Genomic DNA, 21,355 nt, shown 5'->3' on the forward strand with positions numbered 1-21,355 from the left:
ATCCTGATTGGAGTCAGTATGCAACCCTTTCGCGTTGACATTCCCCAGGCTGATCTGGACGATCTGAAGCGTCGGATCGCCGAGACCCGCTGGCCGGTGGGGCTTCCCGAGGCCGGCTGGGCCCGGGGCGTACCGGTGGACTACATCCAGGAATTAGCCGAATACTGGCGTACCACGTACGACTGGCGGGCGGCCGAGGCGCGGCTGAACGAATTCCCCCAGTTCATCACCGAGATCGACGGGGCGAAGGTGCACTTCCTGCACGTCCGCTCCCCCGAGCCGGACGCGGTCCCCATGGTGATCACGCACGGCTGGCCGGGCTCGGTGTACGAGTTCCTCGACGTCATCGGGCCGCTGACCGACCCCCGCGCCCACGGTGGCGACCCGAGCACCGCGTTCCACCTGGTGATTCCCTCCATGCCGGGATTCGGGTTCTCCGGCCCGGCCGAGGCGGGCTGGACCACCCAGCGGGTCGCCGCGGCATGGGCCGAGCTGATGCGGAGCCTGGGCTACGACCGGTACGTGGCACAGGGCGGCGACTTCGGGTCGGGGGTCGCCCTGGTGCTCGGCATGCAGGACTCCGAACACGTTGCCGGCGTACACCTCAACACGCTGGTGACGGCCCCCGGTGACGACCCCGAGGAGTTGGTGGGCCTCACCGACGAGGATCACGCCCGGATGGAACGCTCGGCGCGTTTCGTCCGCGAACTGTCCGGATCGATGAAGGTGCACGCGACGCGGCCGCACACGGTCACGTACGGGCTGAACGACTCGCCGGTGGGCCAGTTGGCATGGGTCGTCGAGAAGTACAAGGACTGGGCGGACGCGCCGGAGGTCCCCGAGGACGCGATGGCCCGGGACCGGTTCCTCAGCATCGCCACGATCTACTGGCTGACCGCTACCGCCGGGTCGTCGGCCCAGTTCTACTACGAAAGCGTCGACTTCCTGCCGATCTCGCCGGGCGCCGGTCGCTACTTCCCCCTCTCGGTCCCGCTCGGGGTGGCGGTATTCCCGCACGCCCCGTTCAAGCCCGTACGCCGATTCGCGGATCGGGAGTTCTCCACGATCGTGCACTGGACCGAGTTCGATCGTGGTGGAAACTTCGCCGCGATGGAGGAGCCCGATCTGTTCGTCGGTGACCTCCGCGAGTTCCGCCGGATTCTGAAGGACCAGTAACCCCCGAGGAGATCCGGTTCCCCGCAGCCGAACCGGCTCGTCCCGCATCGTTCGTACCCACCCGTTCACCCCCGACGGGTCATTCGCGCGCCGATCTGTGGCGTACCGCTGATCTGTTCCATCGTGCTGTGCGCGAGATACCGGGCCGACCCGCCATGGCAGGGTCGGCCCGGTTTCGGCCGTCGACCGCCGTCACTGGGCGTACCGGCTCGGCAAGCAGGAAGATGCAGTCGCTGCTGATGGTGGACAGGATTGTGGTGTTGGTGGTGACGGTGGCGGGCCCGGGCAACCGGCCCGGATCCTGCCGACAGTCCCATTACTGCCGTACGAATGGAGTACCTGTCATGTCCACAAGCACCCTCAGCAAGGAAGAACAACTGAACGCCTACTACGGCCCGTTCACCAGCGAGCGGGAGAAGGAGGTGCTCAGCGTACCGCTGCGGCTGGTCGGGGCGTGGGCGCACAACGACGCCGACGGCGTGGCCGACGTCTTCACCGAGGACGGCATCCTGATCCTGCCGGGCGACGTGTACAAGAAGGGCCGCGAGGAGGTCCGGGTCTTCATGGCCGCGGCCTACGCGGGCCCGTTCAAGGGCACCGGCGTCACCGGCAACCCGGTCGACGTGCGCTTCGTCTCCGACGACGTCGCGCTGCTGCGCACCCACGGCGGCATCCTGGCGCCGGGGCAGACCGACATCGCGCCCGAGCTCGCGGTGCGTTCCACCTGGGTGTGCGTCAAGAAGGACGGCCAGTGGCAGCTCGCCGGCTACCAGAACAGCCCGCGGGGCGAAGGCGCGACGCTGCGCTGGTGACAACCTGACCGACGACGATACCGAGAGGGCATCATGACCAACGAGGCCGCCGCGCTTGTCGCGGGCGCTAAGCAATGGGCCAGTTACTACGGTGACTTCCCCAACGGGGAGGAAGGCGCCGTCCTGACCGCTCCGCTGCGTATTCGGGCCGCCTGGGCGGCCAACGACGCGGACGCGTTCGCCGACATGTTCATCGAGAACGGAAGCATGCTCGTCGGCGACCGGCAACTCATGAACCGCGAGGAGATTCGGTCGTACATGGCCGACGCTTTCGGCGGCGGCTACGGCGGATCGCGGCTGTCCGAGGAGCCGCGCGAGATCCGTCTGCTGTCCGACTCGGTCGCCGTCGCGATCACCGAGGGCGGGATCATCCGCAGCGGGGAAGAGACCTTCGCCCCCAAGGACGAGGTCCGGACCATGTGGGTGCTCGTCAAGCACGAGGGCTACTGGCGCGTCGCATCGCACCAGACCAGCCCGATCAAGGGTTGATTCCCGACCACCGGAGCGGAGTGACGGGCGGGGGCACTGCCCCTGCCGGTCACTTCCACCCACGACGACAAGGGAGATCAGTATGACCGCGCCGAAATCGTGGGGGGACGCGTCGGCCATCCTCGTCGCGGCGGGCGTCAAGGAGGATCCCTCCTACTACCGCGAGTTCACCGGGGAAGACGAAAAGGCCGTACTCACGGTGGCGAAACGGATTCAGGCGGCCTGGAAGACCAACGACGCGGACACGTTCGCTGACGTGTTCACCGAGAACGGCAGCCTGCTGATGCGGGACAACCAGTTGAAGAGCCGTGAGGAGATCCGGTCGTACATGACCGAGGGTTTCAACGGCCCACTCAAGGGAGCCCACGTGAAGGGCTGGCCGATCGAGGTCAAGTTCTTCACCGACGAGGTTGCCATGGTCATCACCGAGGGCGGGATCCTGATGCCGGGCGACACCGACATCTCGGCCGGGAACTTCATCCGGGCCACCTGGATCATCGTCAAGCAGCCCGATGGCCAGCTGAACCTCGTTTCTCACCAGAGCAGCCCGGTCAAGGGCTGACACGACAAGGCCGGTTCGGCACGGGTCGACCAGTGCCGACCGGCGCGACGATGGCTGAGGTGACGGCACGGGTAACGACGTCACCTCAGCCTTGTCGCGTGCGGCGGACGGGACGTACCCGATGCCTGTCCTACAGAAAGCGCGCGGACCAGGCCGTGGCGCCGTCCGTGAATCCGTGACCGCGACTGCTGGAGGGAAAATGACCAGTACGACAGAGGCACCGCCGAGGGACGAGCTGGTTCAGCGGGCCGCCAACCTGGTGCCGTTGCTCCGCAAGCACGCCCCGTGGAGCGAGGAGAACCGGCGGCTGCACGACGAGGTCATCGAGGGACTCGCCGCCGCCGGTCTCTTCCGGCTGCGGGTTCCCGCACGGTACGGCGGCTTCGAGGCGGACGCCCAGACCCTGAACGACGTCATGGTGCAGCTCGCCCGGGGCGACGGCTCGGTGGCCTGGACGGCGTCGGTATACACCATTCCGGGGTGGATGGTCGGCATGTTCCCGGACGAGGTCCAGGACGAGATCTACTCCACCCCCGACGTCCGGGTCTGCGGGACGCTGAGTCCGGCCGGGGTGGCGACGCCGGCCGACGGCGGCATGGTGATCAACGGGCGGTGGAACTTCATCAGCGGCGCCCTGCACAGCCACTGGCAGGAGATCATCGCCATGGCGCCGGCGCCGGACGGGGTCAGCCAGTGGCCGGTGATGGCGCTGGTGCCGATCTCGGATCTCCAGATCGTCGACGACTGGTTCACCTCGGGTCTGAAGGGCACCGGGAGCGTCACCACGGTCGCCGCCGACCTCTTCGTGCCGCAGGAGCGCATCCTGCCGATGCCGGTGGTCCTGGCGGGGCAGACCGTGTCGGCGCTCAACGCCGGGATCCCGATGTACCGCAACCCGTTGATCGGGGTCGCGAACGCCAGTTCCGTCGGTACGGCGATCGGGCTGGCCGAGGCGGCCAGGGAGCTGTTCTTCGAGCGGCTGGGTGACCGCAAGATCACCTACACCACCTACGCGCACCAGGCCGAGGCGCCGATCACCCACTACAAGGTGACCGAGGCGACGATGAAGATCGACCAGGCCAAGTTCCACGCCGACCGGATCACCCGGCTGGTGGACAGCAAGGGCGCCAGCGGCGAGCCGTGGACGATCGAGGAACGGGCCCGTACCCGCGCCGACGTCGGCATGATCTCCCAGCTGACCAAGTCCGCGGTGGACGTGCTGAGCCTGGCCAGCGGCGGATCGTCGATCTACACCAAGGTCCCGATGCAGCGGATCACCCACGACATCCACGCGCTCAACCTGCACGCGCTCTTCGCGCCGGAGCCCAACTTCGAGGTCTACGGCCGGGTGCTCTGCGGTCTCGAACCCAACACGCCCTACATCTGACCGAGCCCGCCCGTTACTAGACCCGCAGGAGACAATCATGACTGTCACGGTGGAGCGCAGCGGTGTGACCACCTTCCGGGGCAGGCCCATCACGCTGCTCGGCGCGGAGGTCGCGGTGGGTAGCACGGCGCCGGACTTCACGGTTCTGGCCAACGACTTCTCACCGCTGACCCTGGCCTCGTCCGCCGGGTCCGTACGGATCATCTCCGTGGTGCCGTCGCTGGACACCGACGTCTGCGACCAGCAGACCCGACGGTTCAACGAGGAAGCCGCGGCCATCGGCGGTGTACGTGTCCTGACCATCTCGGTCGACCTCCCGTTCGGGCAGCGGCGGTGGTGCGGCGCGGCCGGCATCGACGGCATCGAGACCGCCTCCGACCACCGCGACCTGTCGTTCGGACTGGCGTACGGTGTGGTGATCTCGGAGTTCCGGCTGCTCGCCCGCGCCGTCTTCGTGGTGGACGCAGCCGACCGGGTCGTGCACGTCGAGTACGTGCCCGAGGTGGGCCAGCACCCGGACTACGAGTCGGCCCTCGAAGCGGCGAAGAAGGCAGCCGCCTGAAGACCGGTCACAGTGGACCGGCCCCACCGGGGCCGGTCCACTGACGTGTACGGGTCGTCTCGCCGGGCGGGACCCGGCGATCACGGCGGATATACCAGCCCGGATTGCGGTGACGGGCACCGAAGGTGAACAACGCACACGAAGAGACGTAGGGCGTGGCCGGTCCGGTTCACGATGGAGTTGCCCACCGTCGTCGGTGACGCAATTCCCGTGTAGGAGGACATCATGGCCACCGTCCTGGGTTCGCTCCGGAACCTGCTCATGACACCAACGCTGGCGCAGGTGAGCTTCCAAGGACGAGGTTTCCCCAGTACCCCGAGCGACGCCACCCGCAAACTCGAAGCTATACCCCAGTCGGTGATCTGCGGATTCGAATGGGGCATCGACTCCCGCAACCTATGGGAAATCGAACGCCGCGTCGAACTCGTCGAACCGGAACTACGCGGGTTCGCCTACGAGGGCGTCACCATGGCCTACACCATTCGTGACGCCATGGCCGGCGGCCGAGGAAAACTCGCCCGAGAACTTCTCCAGGGCCCCGGCCGACCGCACATCTTCCTCACCTACATCGGCATCGGCTTCGCCATGGCGCGGCTGCCTCGCCCGCTCTGGAAAAAGGTCCTACCCGACCTCACCGGCATCCCGTACCACCCCACGATGAGTTGGCTCGCCGTCGACGGCCTCGGCTTCGACCGCGCCTACTTCGACACCGACACCTGGATCACCAAGCAGAAACTGCCCGCTCCCTACCCCTGGGACAACCACCCCGAATACTTCCCCCGCGCCTTCGACCAGGGCATCGGCCGGGCCCTCTGGTTCATCCACGGCGCCGACACCACCAACGTCACCACCGCAGTCAACCAATTCCCGGCCGAGCGCCGGTCGGACCTCTGGAGCGGCGTCGGACTCGCCGCCACCTTCGCCGGCGGCGCCCACCCCACCGACCTCACCACCCTGCGCCACAACGCCGGACCGTACGCACCCGACCTCGCCCAGGGCGCCGTCTTCGCCGCCAAGGCCCGCGACTTCTCCGGCCACATCCCACCGCACACCGAACCGGCCCTCGGCGCACTCACCGACCTCACCGTCGACAACGCCTCGACCCTCGCCGACGACGTCGCCAAAAACGGCCTCCACGCCGACGGAACACCCGAATACGAAGTCTGGCGGACGAAGGTACGGGAGTTGGTCGGCGCTCTCGATCGCCGCTGAACGGCAGACCACATCGGACCCCGGCCCGCCGGCCAGTTGGCGCAACGGCGGGCCCACATCATTGTCCTGGAATGGGTCGGCATTCACTCCGACGGTTTGGCTGGGCAACTCCGAAGAAGAAATGCCGGCCAACTACTGCGAGGATTGATAAGCGTCGACCAATAGACGTTGGGGAGCGTTCATGAAATCTTACCGGGCGCTGAGGCGCCGAATCCTGACACCGGACATGTCCGAAACCAAGCTCGAAGTCCGCGGCTTCCACGTGAAGGACGCCGAGGCCAAAGAAATGCTGGAGACCGTCGGCCGGTCATTCCTGACCGGTTACGCCTACGCGGCCGAGGCGGCCACCGTCGCGGAAGCGGAAGAACGCCTCGAAGGCGTTCCCACCCGCTTCCGCGGATTCGCGTACGAGGGTGCGGCGATGGGCTTCGCCGTCCGCGAGGGACTGCCGATCGGCGGCCGCGGAATGGTGAACGAGTTCCTCGCCGGCCGGGGCGACGACCACATCTACATGGCGTACGTCGGTGTGGGCTGGGCGATGGCCCGGCTGCCGAGGTTCCGCTGGTCGACCCTGACCGCACCGGACCCGTTGCTGCGCTGGCTGGTGCTCGACGGCTACGGCTTCCACCAGGCGTACTTCAAGACCGAGCAGTACGTGTACCAGGCGTACCAGGAGGAGAACTTCCCCTGGCCGGCCGGGCGCACCCGCTGGTACGCGAACCGCGCCATCGACCAGGGCATCGGTCGGGCGCTGTGGTTCGTCGGCGGGACCGAGGCCGAGGTGGTCGCCGGGCTGATCGACCGGTTCCCCGAGGAGCGCCGCTCGGACCTGTACAGCGGTGCGGGACTCGCGGCCACGTACGCCGGTGGCGGTGACGACACCGAGCTGCGCTGGTTCGCCAAGCACGCCGGGCCGTACGCGCGGCAGGTGGCGCAGGGCTCCGCGTTCGCCGCCGGTGCCCGGGTACGGGCCGGACTCGTGGTGCCGCACAACGAGGTCGCCACCCAGATCTTCTGTGGGATGACCCCGTACGAGGCCAAGCGGGTGACCGACGACGCCCTGGTGGACCTGCCGGCCGACGGGGACGTCCCGGCGTGGGAGGTGTGGCGGCACCGGATCGCCGCCCACTTCGACTCCCTCGACACCGCTCCCTGATCGCCTTTCGCTCATTCGGTCGCGGACAGCGCGCAGTGGCGGGCGTCCGCAGGAGAAGAGGTCGTGTCCATGTCCAAAATTGCCATCGTGGGAATGGCGTGCCGGTATCCGGACGCCACCTCACCTAGAGAACTCTGGGAGAACGCGGTCGCCGGTCGGCGCGCGTTCCGCCGGCTGCCCGACGTGCGGATGCGGCTCGACGACTACTGGGACCCGGATCCCAGCACGCCGGACCGCTTCTACGCCCGCAACGCCGCCGTCATCGAGGGGTACGAGTTCGACCGGATCGCCTACAAGGTCGCCGGCAGCACGTACCGCTCGACCGACCTCACCCACTGGCTCGCGCTCGACACCGCCGCCCTGGCGCTCGCCGACGCGGGTTTCCCGATGGCGGAGGGGGTGCCGCACGAGCGGACCGGTGTGGTGGTCGGGAACACCCTGACCGGTGAGTTCTCCCGCGCCAACCAGCTCCGCCTGCGCTGGCCGTACGTGCGGCGGATGGTCGCGGCGGCGCTCAAGGAGCAGGAGTGGGACGACGACCAGCTCGGCTCGTTCCTGGACGACTTCGAGGCCACCTTCAAGAGCCCGTTCCCGGAGATCGACGAGGACACCCTGGCCGGTGGCCTGTCGAACACGATCTCGGGGCGGATCTGCAACCACTTCGACCTCAAGGGCGGCGGGTACACAGTCGACGGTGCCTGCTCGTCGTCGCTGCTGTCGGTGGCCACGGCGTGCAAGGCCCTGCTCGACGGTGACCTCGACGTGATGGTGGCCGGTGGGGTGGACCTCTCGATCGACCCGTTCGAGATCATCGGTTTCGCCAAGACCGGTGCGCTCGCCAAGGGTGAGATGCGGGTCTACGACCGCAACTCGAACGGCTTCTGGCCGGGCGAGGGCTGCGGCATGGTCGTGCTGATGCGCGAGGACGAGGCCCGGCGGGCCGGTCACCGCATCTACGCCTCGATCGCCGGCTGGGGCATCTCCTCCGACGGCAAGGGCAGCATCACCCGGCCGGAGGTCAACGGCTACCGGCTGGCCCTGCGCCGGGCGTACGAGCGGGCCGGTTTCGGGATCGAGACGGTCAGCATGTTCGAGGGCCACGGCACCGGCACCAAGGTCGGTGACACCAACGAGCTGACCGCGCTGACCCAGGCCCGGCGGGAGGCCGACCCGAACGCCCGACCGGCGGCACTCAGCTCGGTCAAGGGCATGATCGGGCACACCAAGGCCGCGGCCGGGGTGGCCGGCCTGATCAAGGCCGCGATGGCGGTGCACCACGAGGTGATCCCGCCGACGATCGGCTGCGTCGACCCGCACGAGCTGCTCGACGGCAAGGGCGCCGCGCTGCGGTCGTTGCGCAAGGCCGAGCCGTGGGACGGCGACGCCCCGGTCCGGGCCGGTATCACCGCGATGGGCTTCGGCGGCATCAACACCCACATCGTGCTGGAGAACGACCAGCCGCGCCGCCGGGTGCGGTTCGACACCCGTACCAAGGCCCTGGCCTCGTCGTCGCAGGACGCCGAGCTGCTGCTGGTCGACGCCGGTTCCCCGGCCGAGCTGCGGGAGCGGGTGCAGCGGCTGATCGACTTCGTGCCGGAGGTGGCGTACGCCCAGCTGGGCGACCTGGCCGCCACCCTGCACCGGGAGCTGCGCGAGCTGCCGTACCGGGCGGCCGTCGTGGTCTCCTCGCCCGAGGAGGCCGAGGCCCGGCTGCGCCGGGTCGCCGACGCGCTGGACGCGGGTGAGACCCAGCTCTTCGCCGCCGACGGCGGCATCCTGCTCGGCCACGTCCGTGGACCCGGCCGGATCGGCTACCTCTTCCCCGGTCAGGGCTCGGGCCGTGGCACCAGCGGCGGGGCGCTGCGCCGCCGGTTCGCCGAGGCCGCCGACATGTACGACCAGGCCGCGCTGCCCACCTCGGGCGACATGGTGGCGACCTCGGTCGCCCAGCCCCGGATCGTGACCGGCTCGATGGCCGGTGTCCGGGTGCTCTCCACCCTCGGTCTCGAAGCGGTCGTCGGGGTCGGGCACAGCCTCGGCGAGATCTCCGCGTTGCAGTGGGCCGGTGCGATGGACGAGCGGACGCTGCTGCGGGTGGCGGCGCTGCGCGGGCAGACCATGGCCGAGAACAGCGCGACCGGCACCATGGCCGGTCTCGCCGCGTCGCCGGCCGTGACCGCCGAGCTGACCGCCGGGCTGCCGGTGGTCATCGCCGGTTACAACGGCCCGCAGCAGACCGTCGTCGCCGGTCCGGTGGACGCGGTCGAGGAGACCTGCACGCGGGCGCGGGCGGCGGGAGTCAACGCCACCCGGCTGAACGTGTCGCACGCGTTCCACTCGCCGCTGGTGGCACCGGCGGCGGCCGCGTTCGCCTCGACGCTGGCCGACGAGGACTTCGGCCGGGTCGACCGGCGGGTCATCTCCACGGTGACCGGCGAGACGCTGGGCGCGGAGACCGACGTGCCGGCGTTGCTGCACCGGCAGATCACCGACCCGGTGCTGTTCAGCCAGGCAATCGGGGTCGCGGCCAAGGAGGTCGACCTGTTCGTGGAGGTCGGGCCGGGCCGGGTGCTCAGTGGCCTGGTGAGCACGACGGAGGTGCCCGCGGTCGCGCTGGACACCGACGACGAGTCGATCAGCGGCCTGCTCCGGGTGGTCGGTGCGGCGTACGTGGTCGGCGCGAGCCCGGTCGACTCGGCGCTGTTCCACGGTCGGCTGATCCGGCCGTTGCAGGTCGGCACCGAGTTCAAGTTCTTCGCCAGCCCCTGCGAGGCGGCCCCGCCGCTGGACATCGCCACCCGGGAACGGGTGCCCAGCGCGCCGGCCGCACCGGCCGCAACCGCCGAGCCGGTGACCGGGCAGGCCGGCGAGTCGACCACCCACCTGATCCGGCGGCTGGCGGCCGAACGGGCCGAACTGCCGCTGGAACTGGTCCACGAATCCAGCCGGCTCCTCGACGACCTGCACCTGAGCTCGATCACGGTGGGACAGGTGGTCAGTCAGGTCGCCACCCAGCTGGGCATGCCGGCGGCGCAGACGCCGACCAACCTGGCGACCGCGACCGTACGGGAGCTGGCCGACGCGCTGGAGGCGCTCGCCTCGACCGCGCACACCGGTGACCAGACGCAGTCCCAGGTGGTGGCGGGTGCCGCGGCCTGGGCCCGGCCGTGGACGCTGGACCTGGACGAGCTGCCGTTGCCCGCCCGCGCGACCGGATCCGGTACGCCGGGCGGCGAGTGGCAGCTGTTCAGCAGCCCCGACAACCCGCTCGCCGAGCCGCTGCGGTACGCGTTGCAGCGGGCGAACCTCGGCTCGGGTGTGCTGGTCTGCCTGCCCGAGGGTTGCACCGAGGAACAGTTGGAGTTCGCGCTGCGCGGCGCCCAGACGGTGCTCGGCGGTACGGCCGGTGACCGGTTCGTCCTGGTGCAGCACGACCGGGGCGCGGCCGGGCTGGCCAAGACGCTGCACCTGGAGGCACCGAAGGTCCGTACCACGATCGTCCACCTGCCGGCGACGGCAGCGGCGGCGGTCGACCTGGTGGTGGCCGAGGTGGCCGCGACCGGGGAGTACACCGAGGTGTACTACGACGAGGCCGGCGTACGGCGGGTGCCGACGCTGCGGGTGATGCCGGTCGAACCGGCCAGCACGGTGGCCCCGCTGGACGCCACCGACGTGCTGCTGGTCACCGGTGGCGGCAAGGGCATCACGGCCGAGTGCGCGCTGGCGATGGTGCAGGACAGCGGGGCGAGCCTCGCCGTCCTGGGTCGCTCCGACCCGGCCGCCGACAAGGAACTGGCGGCCAACCTGAAGCGGATGGCCGACCTGGGAGTGAACGTACGCTACGCGCGGGCCGACGTGACGAACCCGGAGCAGGTGACCGCCGCCGTCGCGGAACTGGCCCTGCACCTGGGTCCGATCACCGCGCTGCTGCACGGCGCGGGGCGCAACGAGCCGGCCGGGCTGACCAGTCTCGACATGGCGGCGTTCCGCCAGACGTTCGCGCCGAAGCTGGACGGTCTCCGGGTCGTCCTCGACGCGGTCGGGCCGGAGCGGCTGCGCCTGCTGGTGACGCTGGGCAGCATCATCGGCCGGGCCGGTCTGCGTGGCGAGGCGCACTACGCCACCGCCAACGAGTGGCTGGCCGACCTGACCGCCGAGGTCGGGCGCGAGTACCCGCAGTGCCGCAGCATCTGCCTGGAGTGGTCGGTCTGGTCCGGGGTGGGCATGGGCGAGCGGCTGTCGGTGGTGGAGTCGCTGACCCGCGACGGCATCACCCCGGTCACGCCCGACCAGGGCATCGCGATCCTCCGGCGGCTGCTGGCCGACCCGGAGACCCCCGGGGTGGTGGTGATCAGCGGGCGTACCGAGGGCATCGGCACCGTCCGCTACGACGTGCCGACGCTGCCGCTGCTGCGCTTCGTCGACCGGCCGCTGGTCCACTACCACGGGGTCGAGCTGGTCACCGAGATCGACCTCAACGGTGGCACCGACCTCTACCTGCCCGACCACCTGCTCGACGGCAACCTGCTGATGCCGGCGGTGTTCGGGATGGAGGCGATGGCCCAGGTGACGGCCGCGTTGACCGGCTGGACCGAGACGCCGGTGATCGAGAACGCGCAGTTCCTGCGGCCGATCGTGGTGCCGCCGGACGGCAGCACCCGGATCCGGGTCGCCGCGGTGGTCACCGGTACCGACACGGTGGACGTGGTGATCCAGAGCGCCGAGACGGCGTTCGCCGCCGAGCACTTCCGGGCCCGGCTGCGGCGCGGCGACGGGGCCATCCCGGACGGGCCGCCGGAGCAGGTACCGGACGGGCTGCCGGTGGTGCCGCTGGAGCCGGACCGGGACCTGTACGGGGACGTCCTGTTCCAGGGCGCCCGGTTCCAGCGGGTACGCCGGTACCACCGCTCCGCCGCCCGCGACGTCGACGCCGACCTGGCCGCCGACGCGTCGGTGGACTGGTTCGCCGGGTTCCTCCCCGGTGAGCTGCTGCTCGGCGACCCGGGCGTACGGGACGCGCTGATGCACGGCAACCAGGTGTGCGTACCCGACGCGACCCTGCTGCCGGCCGGTATCGAGCGGGTCTACCCGGCGGGGGCACGGATGTCCGGCACGGAGGAGTTGCGGTACTGCGCCACCGAGCGCAGCCGTGACGGCGACACCTACGTGTACGACATCGTCCTGCGCGACCGGACCGGTGCGGTCGTCGAGCGGTGGGAGGGTCTGTCGCTGCGGGCCGTACGCAAGAACGACGCGCGTGGACCGTGGGCGGCCCCGTTGCTCGGGTCGTACCTGGAGCGGGCCGTCGGTGACCTGCTCGGCGCGCAGGTCGCGGTCGCGGTCGAACCCGACCCGGCCGACGAGCCGCGCGGCGACGGCGACGCGGTCGCGACCCGCCGGGCGCACACCGCGCTCGGTGCCGGCCGGGCGTTCGGGCACCCGGTGGAGATCCGCTACCGCCCGGACGGCCGCCCGGAGGTCGACGGCGACCGGACACTGTCCAGCGCCCACGGCGCCGGGCTGACCGTCTGCGTGGCCGCGACCGGCGCGCTGGGGTGCGACGTCGAGGCGGTCGAAGCCCGGCCGGCCTCGGTCTGGCAGGACCTGCTCGGTGCGCACCACAAGCTGGCCGGTCTCATCTCGGACATGACCGGGGAGAACGCGGACACCGCGGCCACCCGGGTCTGGTCCGCGGTCGAGTGCCTGCAGAAAGCGGGACGCACGATCGACGCCCCGCTGTCGCTGCTGCCCTCGGAGCGCGCCGGCTGGACGGTGCTCACCTCGGGCGAGCTGCGGATCGCCGTGTTCGTCACCACGGTGCGCGACGTCGCCGGACCCGTGGCGTTCGCCATCCTGACCGAAGGGCGTTGAGCGTGATGGAGATGTACTACGAGTACCGGCACACGGTCGGTTTCGAGGAAACCAACCTCGTCGGCAACGTGTACTACGTCAACTACCTGCGGTGGCAGGGGCGGTGCCGGGAGATGTTCCTCAAGGAGCGGGCGCCGGCGGTGCTGGAGGACCTGCGGGACGACCTGAAGCTGTTCACCCTGAAGGTGGACTGCGAGTTCTTCGCCGAGATCACCGCGTTCGACGAGTTGTCGGTCCGGATGCGGCTGGTCGAGCTGGCCCAGACGCAGATCCAGTTCGGATTCGACTATGTCCGGCTCGACCCGGGCGGGGGCGAGACCCTGATCGCCCGTGGCAACCAGCGGGTGGCGTGCATGCGCGGCCCGAATACCCGCACTCTCCCGGCCCGTGTGCCGGAATCACTGGTCCGAGCGCTGGAGCCGTACGTGCTCGCGGCGTCTCGGGCCTGACCGGACGGCGTGGAGGACAACCGTGGATGTTCAGGCAAAACCGTCCTCGACGGCCGAGCTCCAGCTGCTGCGCCGCTGCTTCAGCGCGTACGCCACCGGCGTCACGGTGGTGACCGTCGGTGGCGACGCGCCGCACGGCATGACCGCGAACTCGTTCACGACGGTGTCGCTGGACCCGCCGTTGGTGCTCGTCTGCGTGGGCCGGGAGGCCATCATGCACGGGCTGCTCGGCGAGACCGGCACGTTTGCCATCTCGGTGCTCGCCGCCGGCCAGGAGGCGGTGGCCCGGTATTTCGCCGACAAGCGCCGCCCCCTGGGCGCGGAGCAGTTCGACGGGGTGGACTGCGTGGCCGGCCAGGTGACCGGGGCGCCGCTGATCCGCGGCGCCCTGGCCCACTTCGAGTGCAAGCTGCACTCGGCCTACGACGGCGGTGACCACACCATCTTCGTCGGCGAACTGCTCTCGCTGGACCGGCATCTGGACGACAAGGCCCTGCTGTTCCACCTGGGCAGGTTCCATCAGTTCGACTCCGAGTGAGAGTCCGAGTGAGGTGACGTGGCGACATGACAACTGTGGATCGAGCACGACGGGTGCCGCCCGGTCCGCCGCGCAGCTCCGCCATGCGGATGCTCGCGGTGATGAACCGGGACCGGCTGGGCATGATGTCCGACGCGGCCGCGGCCTACGGGGACGCGGTCCGGATACCGGTCGGACCCAAGTCGCTCTATTTCTTCAACCATCCCGACTACGCCAAGCACGTGCTCGCCGACAACAACGCGAACTATCACAAGGGAATCGGCCTGGTGCACGCCCGGCGGGCACTGGGTGACGGTCTGCTGACCAGCGAGGGTGAACTCTGGCGCAAGCAGCGGTCGGTCATCCAGCCGGCGTTCCAGGCCAAGCGGATCGCCGCCCAGGCCGGGGCGATCGGTCTGGAGGCCAACGCCCTGGTCGAGCGACTGCGGGCGTACGAGGGCCGGGGGCCGGTCGACGTGGTCAAGGAGATGACCGGCCTGACCCTGGGTGTGCTCGGGCGTACGCTGCTCGACGCCGACCTGGGTGCCTTCAGCACCATCGGCGCCTCCTTCGGGACGGTGCAGGACCAGGCGATGTTCGAGCTGGAGACGCTGAGCGCGGTGCCGACCTGGATCCCGCTGCCGACCCAGCTCAGGTTCCGCCGGGCGCGGCGGGACCTCCAGCGGATCGTCGACCAGCTGGTCGCCGAACGCCGGGCGAGCACCGAGGACCGCGACGACGTCCTGTCCCGGCTGATCATCTCGGCCGGGCAGGAGGTCGACCCCCGGGTCGGTCGGGAGCGGTTGCGCGACGAGCTGGTGACCCTGCTGCTCGCCGGGCACGAGACCACGGCCAGCACCCTGACCTGGAGTCTCTACCTGATCGACAAGCACCCGCAGGTGTGGGAGCGGATGCACGCCGAGGCGGTGGAGGTGCTCGGCGACCGGCCACCGGTCTACGAGGACCTGCGCCGGCTGACGTACACGGCGATGGTGGTGGAGGAGGTGATGCGCCTCTACCCGCCGGTGTGGCTGCTGCCCCGCAAGGCGTTGCAGGACGACGAGGTGGGCGGTTACCACGTACCGGCCGGGGCAGACGTGGTGGTGTGTACCTACACGCTGCACCGTCACCCCGACTTCTGGGACGCGCCGGACCGGTTCGACCCGGACCGGTTCGACCCGGCCCGCTCGGCCGACCGGCCCCGGTACGCGTACATTCCGTTCGGCGCCGGGCCCCGGTTCTGCGTCGGCAACCACCTGGGCATGATGGAGGCGGCGTTCGTACTCGCCATGCTGGCCCGTGATCTGCGGCTGGTGAAGGCCCCGGAGCACGAGGTGGTGCCGGAGCCGATGCTGTCGCTGCGGATGCGCGACGGGCTGCCGATGACGGTACGCAGCCTGCGCTGAGACACCGAATGCACTGATTGCCCGCCGGCGTTCGCGCCGGCGGGCAATTTCTTGCTTCCGGCGAGCGCGGCCGGGGTCAGCGGCCCGCGCTCGCCGGTTCACACGGTCAGGCCACCGCGAACGGCTCGTAGGAGCTGTCGCTGCGGACACCCGCCCGGATCATCGCGTCCTTGCGGACGTCGAACAGGGCCAGCAGGACCGGCGGGTCCATCGTCCGCATCGGCTTGAGTTGCAGGTCGACCGAGTCGACGACGCTGTCCCGGCACATCTCGATCGGCCCGACGATGCCCACGGACAGGTCGTCGGCGTTCAGGCCCGCGCCGTCGACCGAGTCCTCCGTGCCGGCCGGGACCGCGTGCGCCAGCAGGTACCACGCACCCTTCGGTACCCGCTCCAGGGCGTACTTCCCGGCGCGGTCCAGGATCGCGCAGCTCACCGGCCGGCCCTCGGGGATCCGGTCGGGGAACAGCCCGACGAAGGTGACCTGCCGTCCGGTCGCCGGGTGGGGGTGGATGACACCCCTGACCGTGCCGCACGCGGTCTCGGCGCCGCTGTCCGGATGGATCTGCGGCGTGAACCCGCCGAGCCTGCGGTAGGTGGTCGGTGACAGCCCCACGCTGCGGGAGAAGCGGGAGCTGAACGTCCCGACGCTGGTGTAGCCCACCCGCATGCTGATGTCCGCGACGTTGAGCGAGGTCGAGACCAGCAGCTGCTTGGCCCGTTGCAGGCGCAGTGCGGACAGGAAACGCCCCGGCGAGAGGCCCGTCGCACGTTGGAACATCCGCGAGAAGTGGAACTTGCTGAACATGGCCACCCGCGCCATGTCGTCGATCGTGAGTGGCTCGCTCAGGTTGTCGAGCATCGTGGCGATCACGCGTTCGACAGCTTGTTCGGCGGTATCGTGCATCGCGATTCTCCCCCGGATCTTATCCGTTACCCGACGAGTAGCACACAGCGACAAAACGCATCTTCTTTGACGTCGCGCGATCCGAATGGGGTGGCCCCACACTCACCATTCGTTTCCGCGTGCTGACAGTGCATCCCCGAAGCCCACTATCGCTGCAACTATCCGGTCCGCAGAATTGGCTAGAAAAATAGCCTCGTCCGGGTGGCCGCACACATCACAAGCGATAGTTGTCGATGCTAGACCAATCCGTAACGATCAGCAACGCCTCGCTCAACGGAGCGTGTTTACGCAGGTGACATACCGTCGCCCACCTTCTGGACAAGCCTCTGGCCAGCCAAAACACTTGCCGTACGGTCCGAACCCGCCCGAAGTGAGCAATAATTTGGAAATAGGATGGTGGTGATTCCCGGTATCCATTGACCGACGCCAGAACGGGCGATGCGTCCGCTTTGGGGGCTGATGGCGTTGCTTCAACAGCGAATCTTGCGGAATATCGCTTTTGTATTCCTGTCCGCGACGGCCCCCCGAGGTGGCACCGACAGCCATCAGACAGTGCCTCCGGGCCCCTTACGACACCACATAATCCCAGGTCAGAGCACCTTTCGGCGGTCACCGGCAAGGCTTGCGGTACTCGATCATGTGTGGCAGCATGCATTGAGCGGACGCCACATACCTCTGGAGTTCGATGAGAATTTCAGTACTCAGCAGGCAGAGCGGGGTCCCGGTTGCGACGATCAAGTTCTACCTCAGAGAGCATCTGCTGCCACCAGGTACGCCCACCGCCCGGAACCAGGCCGAGTATGACGAAGAGCATCTTATCCGGCTAAAACTAATTCGGGTACTGACCGGTATAGGAATGATGAGCATCGCCTCGGTTCGAGAGGTACTGGCAGCGATCGACGACAATTGCCTCTCGCCCCAGGCGGTGGCGAAGGTGGTCACCAAGGCACTCCTCGCGGACTACCCCTCGGAGCACTCGGAGCCCGGCGCCCTCGAATCGGCACTGTTGCGTATCGACCGGTTCGTCTGCAATGTCGGCTGGCGGGTAGCGCCGGACGCACCCGCCAGATCCACCCTGGCCCAGGTTTTCGTCGCACTGCGGTACCTCGGCTGGGACGGCGACGCCAACGCCTTCAGGCTGTACGTCTCCGCCGCCGACGCCCTGGCCAGGCGCGAGCTGGACCAGTCGCCACAGGGGAATGCCGCCACCGCGGTGGCCCGCACCGTGCTGTACGAGGTGGCCTTCGCCGCCATGCGCCGGATGGCGTACGAGCACTATCTCGCCCTGCGCTCGACCGGCGGCGCCGCCCCCGAACAGGCCCCGCCGACCGACTGAGCGGTCGCCCCGTCCGCCCGCGCCGCACCGGGGCAAACCCACTTTCGCCGCCGCCGTGACTATTCCCGGACGAGGGCGCCACCCTTCTCCCATATTGCGCAGGTCGGCCGGAACCGGGGCCTAGAGCACTTCCTGAGAAGACACCAGGTGGGCACGACGCGAGGATATCGATGGTCGGAAGGTAATTGGTCCGGGCGTGACGGAATAATCAAAGGAGGAAGGACGCTCGCTCGTCACGCAGTGGCCGCCCGGGTGCAGTCCATAACTCACCGGGCGGCGGCCGGTCATCCACCCGGTTCCACGGGCCGACCCGCCGTGGGGCCTCGCGTAGCTGGCGGCGGAACCGACGAGCGGCGTACGGATTTCGGACGCCCCGCCGGACCGACAAACCCACCAGTAAGCCCGCACGCAAACCGCAGCCGTGGATCGCTCCTACGCGATCGCCGGTTGTGGAGCGCTGCCCTGTGCCGTCTATTTCGAGGGGAAAACGATGCCATCGAAACCCGGCGTCCTTCGCCGGTTAACCCCGGCCCTGTTCGTGCTCGTCCTGACGAGCACCCTGTTCGTGGCCGCTCAACTACCGGAGGCGTCGGCCGAAGATCGTGCTTCGATGGCCTCACGGTTCAAGTTCGCCGAGTTGCCCATCGCGCTGCCCGAGGGGCTGCCGATGCGCAACGTCCGCGAGGTGAACCCCGAGTACGAGCACATCAAGTCGTGGATCTCCTCGGTCGGCGCGGCCATCTCGGTCAACGACCTGGACGGCGGCAGGGTCGCCAACGACCTCTGCCTGGTCGACACCCGCAGTGACTCGGTGATCGTCACCCCGGCACCGGAGAGCGGCGGCACCTACCCGCCGTTCGTGCTCAACCCCGCCCCGCTCCCGATGAACGGGACGATGGCGCCGATGGGCTGCACCCCCGGTGACTTCAACCAGGATGGCTGGAACGACCTGCTGGTCTACTTCTGGGGACGGACCCCGGTGCTGTACATGCAGCGCGGCACCTCCGCGCCGCTGAGCCTGGCCTCCTACGTCCCGCAGGAGCTGGTCCAGTACGGCACCTCGCCCGACGGGCTCTACCACGGCCCGAAGTGGAACACCAACGCGGTGAACATCGCCGACTTCGACGGTGACGGGCACCCGGACATCGGGGTGTTCAACTACTTCCCGGACACCGCCGTGCTCGACCCGCAGGGGCTCAAGGGCGTGACGATGAACCACTCCATGTCCCGCGCCCAGAACGCCGGCGGGGCGCACATGATGCACTGGAAGGCCGCCACCGTCGGCGCCAACCCGTCCGTGACGTACAAGGAACAGGTCGCCATCGACCCCGACCTGGCCACCGGGTGGACCCTCGGTGCCGGCTCGGCCGACCTGGACGGCGACCTGCTGCCCGAGCTGTACGTCGCCAACGACTTCGGCAACGACCGGTTCTTCCACAACGTCTCCACCCCGGGCACCATCAAGTTCAACGTGGCCGAGGGACGACGGGGCGCCTTCACCCCGAAGTCGCTGGTGGTCGGGCACGACTCCTTCAAGGGCATGTCGATCGAGTTCGGCGACCTGAACTCGACCGGCCGGTTCGACATGTTCGTCAGCAACATCACCACCAGCTGGGGCATCGAGGAGAGCAACTTCCTCTGGAAGAACACCGCGGACACGGTGGAGGAGGCGAAGGACAAGCTCACCCGAGGGATCGCCCCGTTCGACAACAAGGCCGCCGAGGCGAACATCGCCTGGGTCGGCTGGGGCTGGGACTCCAAGATGGCCGACTTCGACAACAGCGGCCAGCTCACCGTGGTCCAGACCACCGGCTTCGTGAAGGGCCACATCAACCGGTGGAACTGGCTCCAGGAACTCGCCATGGCCAACGACCTCATGCTCGCCGAGCCGCACATGTGGCCGAACGCCGAACCCGGTGACGACATCGCCGGCTCCTCCCCGTTCGCCTTCTGGGTGCGGGAGGAGAACGGCCGCTACGTCGACCTCGCCCCGGACCTCGGGATGACCGACACCACCCCGTCGCGCGGGGTCGCGGTCGCCGACGTCAACGAAGACGGCAGCCAGGACTTCGCGGTCGCCCGCCAGTGGGGACCGCCGGCCTACTACCGCAACACCACGCCCGCCGAGGGCAACTTCCTCGGCCTGCGGCTGCACCGACCGGTGGCCGGTGCGACACCGGGCGCCGCCGGCCCGATCGGCACCCCGGCGTACGGGGCGCTGGTGAAGATCGTCACCGCCGACGGTCGTACCCAGGTGGCCCAACTCGACGGTGGCAGCGGTCACTCCGGCAAGCGCAGCTTCGACATCTTCTTCGGGCTCGGCGACGAGGCGAACAAGCCGGTCTCGGCCGAGATCTGCTGGCGTGACCTCAACGGCACGATGCACAAGCAGACGCTCAACCTGAGCCCCGGTTGGCACGACTTCATGCTCACCGATCAGGCCCAGGAGGTAGCGGGCTCATGACCCACGTCGAACGAATCAGTACCACCGGTGTGGGCGTCCGTACCCCGGTCGCCACCGCGCCGACCCGTACCGACCAGGTGGCCGCCACCGCGACCGGCACACCGGCCAGGACGAACCGGATCGACCCGACCGACCCGCGCTACCTGGCGCTGCGGAACTTCGCCATCTCGATGAGCATCTTCAACATCCTCGGCTACTCGGTCTTCGGATTCGAGCAGCCGTGGACGTGGCCGCTGTTCGCCCTGGCGATCGGCTACACCACCGAGTTGGTCTCCGAGACCATCGCGGCCTGGGCCGGCAACCGGCCCGCGGAGTACTCCGGCAACGGGGCCTGGGGTGTCTACACCTTCCTGCTGCCCGCCCACATCACCTCGCTCGCGGCGAACATGCTGCTCTACGCGAACGACATCTTCTGGCCGATCGCCTTCGCCGTCGTGGTGTCGGTGGGCCAGAAGTACGTCCTGCGCGCGCCGATCAAGGGCCGGTTCCGTCACTTCATGAACCCGTCCAACTTCGGCATCACGATCACCCTGGTCGCCTTCTCCTGGGTGAACATCGCGCCGCCGTACCACTTCACGGAAAACGTGCCGGACGTGATCCGGATCGTGATCCCGGTGGTCATCCTCGCCGCCGGTACGGTGCTCAACGCCGCCCTGACCAAGAAAGTCGGCCTGATCATGGGCTGGGCCGGCGGTTTCGTACTCCAGGCCCTGATCCGGCACTGGATCTGGGACGTCTCCCTGTGGGGCGCGCTGGTGCCGATGACCGGTGTCGCCTTCATCCTGTTCACCAACTACATGGTCACCGACCCGGGCACCACGCCGAGCCGGTTCCGAGACCAGTTCATGTTCGGTGCCAGTGTGGCCACGGTCTATGGCATCCTGATGGTATTCAACATCGTCTACACGTTGTTCTTCGCCGTCACGATCGTCTGCCTCAGCCGCGGCACCTACTGGTGGATGCGGTGGCTCCGTGAGCGCCGGCAGGAACGCGCGACTGTCCCGGTGGCAGCGGTGGCACAACCCGCACCTGCCTGACCCCCGGACCGG

At 68.9% G+C, this 21,355-nt stretch carries 16 protein-coding genes; 15 read left to right on the forward strand and 1 reads right to left on the reverse strand.

All coding sequences use genetic code 11. The annotated features are described in order from the left end of the window. Window positions 1-18 precede the first annotated feature (18 nt). From ACZ6QQ_RS09100 to ACZ6QQ_RS09155, 12 genes are all read left to right on the forward strand, one after another. Entirely contained in the window at window positions 19-1,176 is a 1,158-nt protein-coding gene (locus ACZ6QQ_RS09100; protein WP_465875376.1) for an epoxide hydrolase family protein, read from the forward strand. A gap of 344 nt (window positions 1,177-1,520) precedes the next feature. After that, on the forward strand, window positions 1,521-1,988 hold the full coding sequence (locus tag ACZ6QQ_RS09105; RefSeq protein WP_465875377.1) for an SgcJ/EcaC family oxidoreductase: 468 nt from the start codon (window positions 1,521-1,523) through the stop codon (window positions 1,986-1,988). 33 nt (window positions 1,989-2,021) lie between these two features. Next, a complete protein-coding gene (locus tag ACZ6QQ_RS09110; RefSeq protein ID WP_465875378.1) occupies window positions 2,022-2,477 on the forward strand; it encodes an SgcJ/EcaC family oxidoreductase in 456 nt (151 codons plus the stop codon). An 82-nt stretch (window positions 2,478-2,559) separates the two neighbouring features. Then, a complete protein-coding gene (locus tag ACZ6QQ_RS09115) occupies window positions 2,560-3,039 on the forward strand; it encodes an SgcJ/EcaC family oxidoreductase (protein ID WP_465875379.1) in 480 nt (159 codons plus the stop codon). 199 nt (window positions 3,040-3,238) lie between these two features. Then, window positions 3,239-4,426: an acyl-CoA dehydrogenase family protein gene (locus ACZ6QQ_RS09120; protein ID WP_465875380.1), complete on the forward strand. Its 1,188-nt coding sequence runs from the start codon at window positions 3,239-3,241 to the stop codon at window positions 4,424-4,426. Window positions 4,427-4,463: 37 nt separating this feature from the next. After that, window positions 4,464-4,988: a thiol peroxidase gene (gene tpx, locus ACZ6QQ_RS09125; RefSeq protein WP_465875381.1), complete on the forward strand. Its 525-nt coding sequence runs from the start codon at window positions 4,464-4,466 to the stop codon at window positions 4,986-4,988. A gap of 225 nt (window positions 4,989-5,213) precedes the next feature. Beyond that, a complete protein-coding gene (locus tag ACZ6QQ_RS09130; RefSeq protein WP_465875382.1) occupies window positions 5,214-6,200 on the forward strand; it encodes a DUF1702 family protein in 987 nt (328 codons plus the stop codon). 181 nt (window positions 6,201-6,381) lie between these two features. After that, window positions 6,382-7,356, forward strand: coding sequence for a DUF1702 family protein (locus ACZ6QQ_RS09135; protein WP_465875383.1), 975 nt, complete (start codon window positions 6,382-6,384; stop codon window positions 7,354-7,356). A gap of 69 nt (window positions 7,357-7,425) precedes the next feature. Beyond that, window positions 7,426-13,227, forward strand: coding sequence for a type I polyketide synthase (locus ACZ6QQ_RS09140; protein WP_465875384.1), 5,802 nt, complete (start codon window positions 7,426-7,428; stop codon window positions 13,225-13,227). Window positions 13,228-13,232: 5 nt separating this feature from the next. Further along, the gene (locus ACZ6QQ_RS09145) at window positions 13,233-13,676 is read left to right on the forward strand and encodes an acyl-CoA thioesterase (RefSeq protein ID WP_465875525.1); all 444 of its coding nucleotides are present in this window, start codon (window positions 13,233-13,235) and stop codon (window positions 13,674-13,676) included. Window positions 13,677-13,698: 22 nt separating this feature from the next. Next, window positions 13,699-14,214: a flavin reductase family protein gene (locus ACZ6QQ_RS09150; protein WP_465875385.1), complete on the forward strand. Its 516-nt coding sequence runs from the start codon at window positions 13,699-13,701 to the stop codon at window positions 14,212-14,214. A 26-nt stretch (window positions 14,215-14,240) separates the two neighbouring features. Next, a complete protein-coding gene (locus ACZ6QQ_RS09155; RefSeq protein WP_465875386.1) occupies window positions 14,241-15,599 on the forward strand; it encodes a cytochrome P450 in 1,359 nt (452 codons plus the stop codon). Between the two features lie 106 nt (window positions 15,600-15,705). On the opposite strand, the gene ACZ6QQ_RS09160 is transcribed toward ACZ6QQ_RS09155, so the two are convergent. After that, window positions 15,706-16,506 carry a helix-turn-helix domain-containing protein gene (locus tag ACZ6QQ_RS09160; protein ID WP_465875387.1) on the reverse strand — a complete coding sequence of 267 codons (801 nt, stop codon included), beginning with the start codon at window positions 16,504-16,506 and terminating at the stop codon, window positions 15,706-15,708. A gap of 685 nt (window positions 16,507-17,191) precedes the next feature. Here ACZ6QQ_RS09160 and ACZ6QQ_RS09165 point away from each other — a divergent pair. The 3 genes from ACZ6QQ_RS09165 to ACZ6QQ_RS09175 all read left to right on the forward strand — a co-directional run bounded on the left by ACZ6QQ_RS09165 (window position 17,192) and on the right by ACZ6QQ_RS09175 (window position 21,343). Continuing rightward, window positions 17,192-17,842: a MerR family transcriptional regulator gene (locus ACZ6QQ_RS09165; RefSeq protein ID WP_465875388.1), complete on the forward strand. Its 651-nt coding sequence runs from the start codon at window positions 17,192-17,194 to the stop codon at window positions 17,840-17,842. A gap of 490 nt (window positions 17,843-18,332) precedes the next feature. Next, window positions 18,333-20,306, forward strand: a complete 1,974-nt coding sequence (locus ACZ6QQ_RS09170) for a CRTAC1 family protein (protein WP_465875389.1) — start codon at window positions 18,333-18,335, stop codon at window positions 20,304-20,306. Next, window positions 20,303-21,343, forward strand: coding sequence for an enediyne biosynthesis protein (locus ACZ6QQ_RS09175; protein WP_465875391.1), 1,041 nt, complete (start codon window positions 20,303-20,305; stop codon window positions 21,341-21,343). The genes ACZ6QQ_RS09170 and ACZ6QQ_RS09175 overlap by 4 nt, the downstream gene beginning before the upstream one ends. The last annotated feature ends 12 nt before the right edge of the window (window positions 21,344-21,355 follow it).

Source organism: Micromonospora sp. NPDC049529 (genome assembly GCF_055586685.1).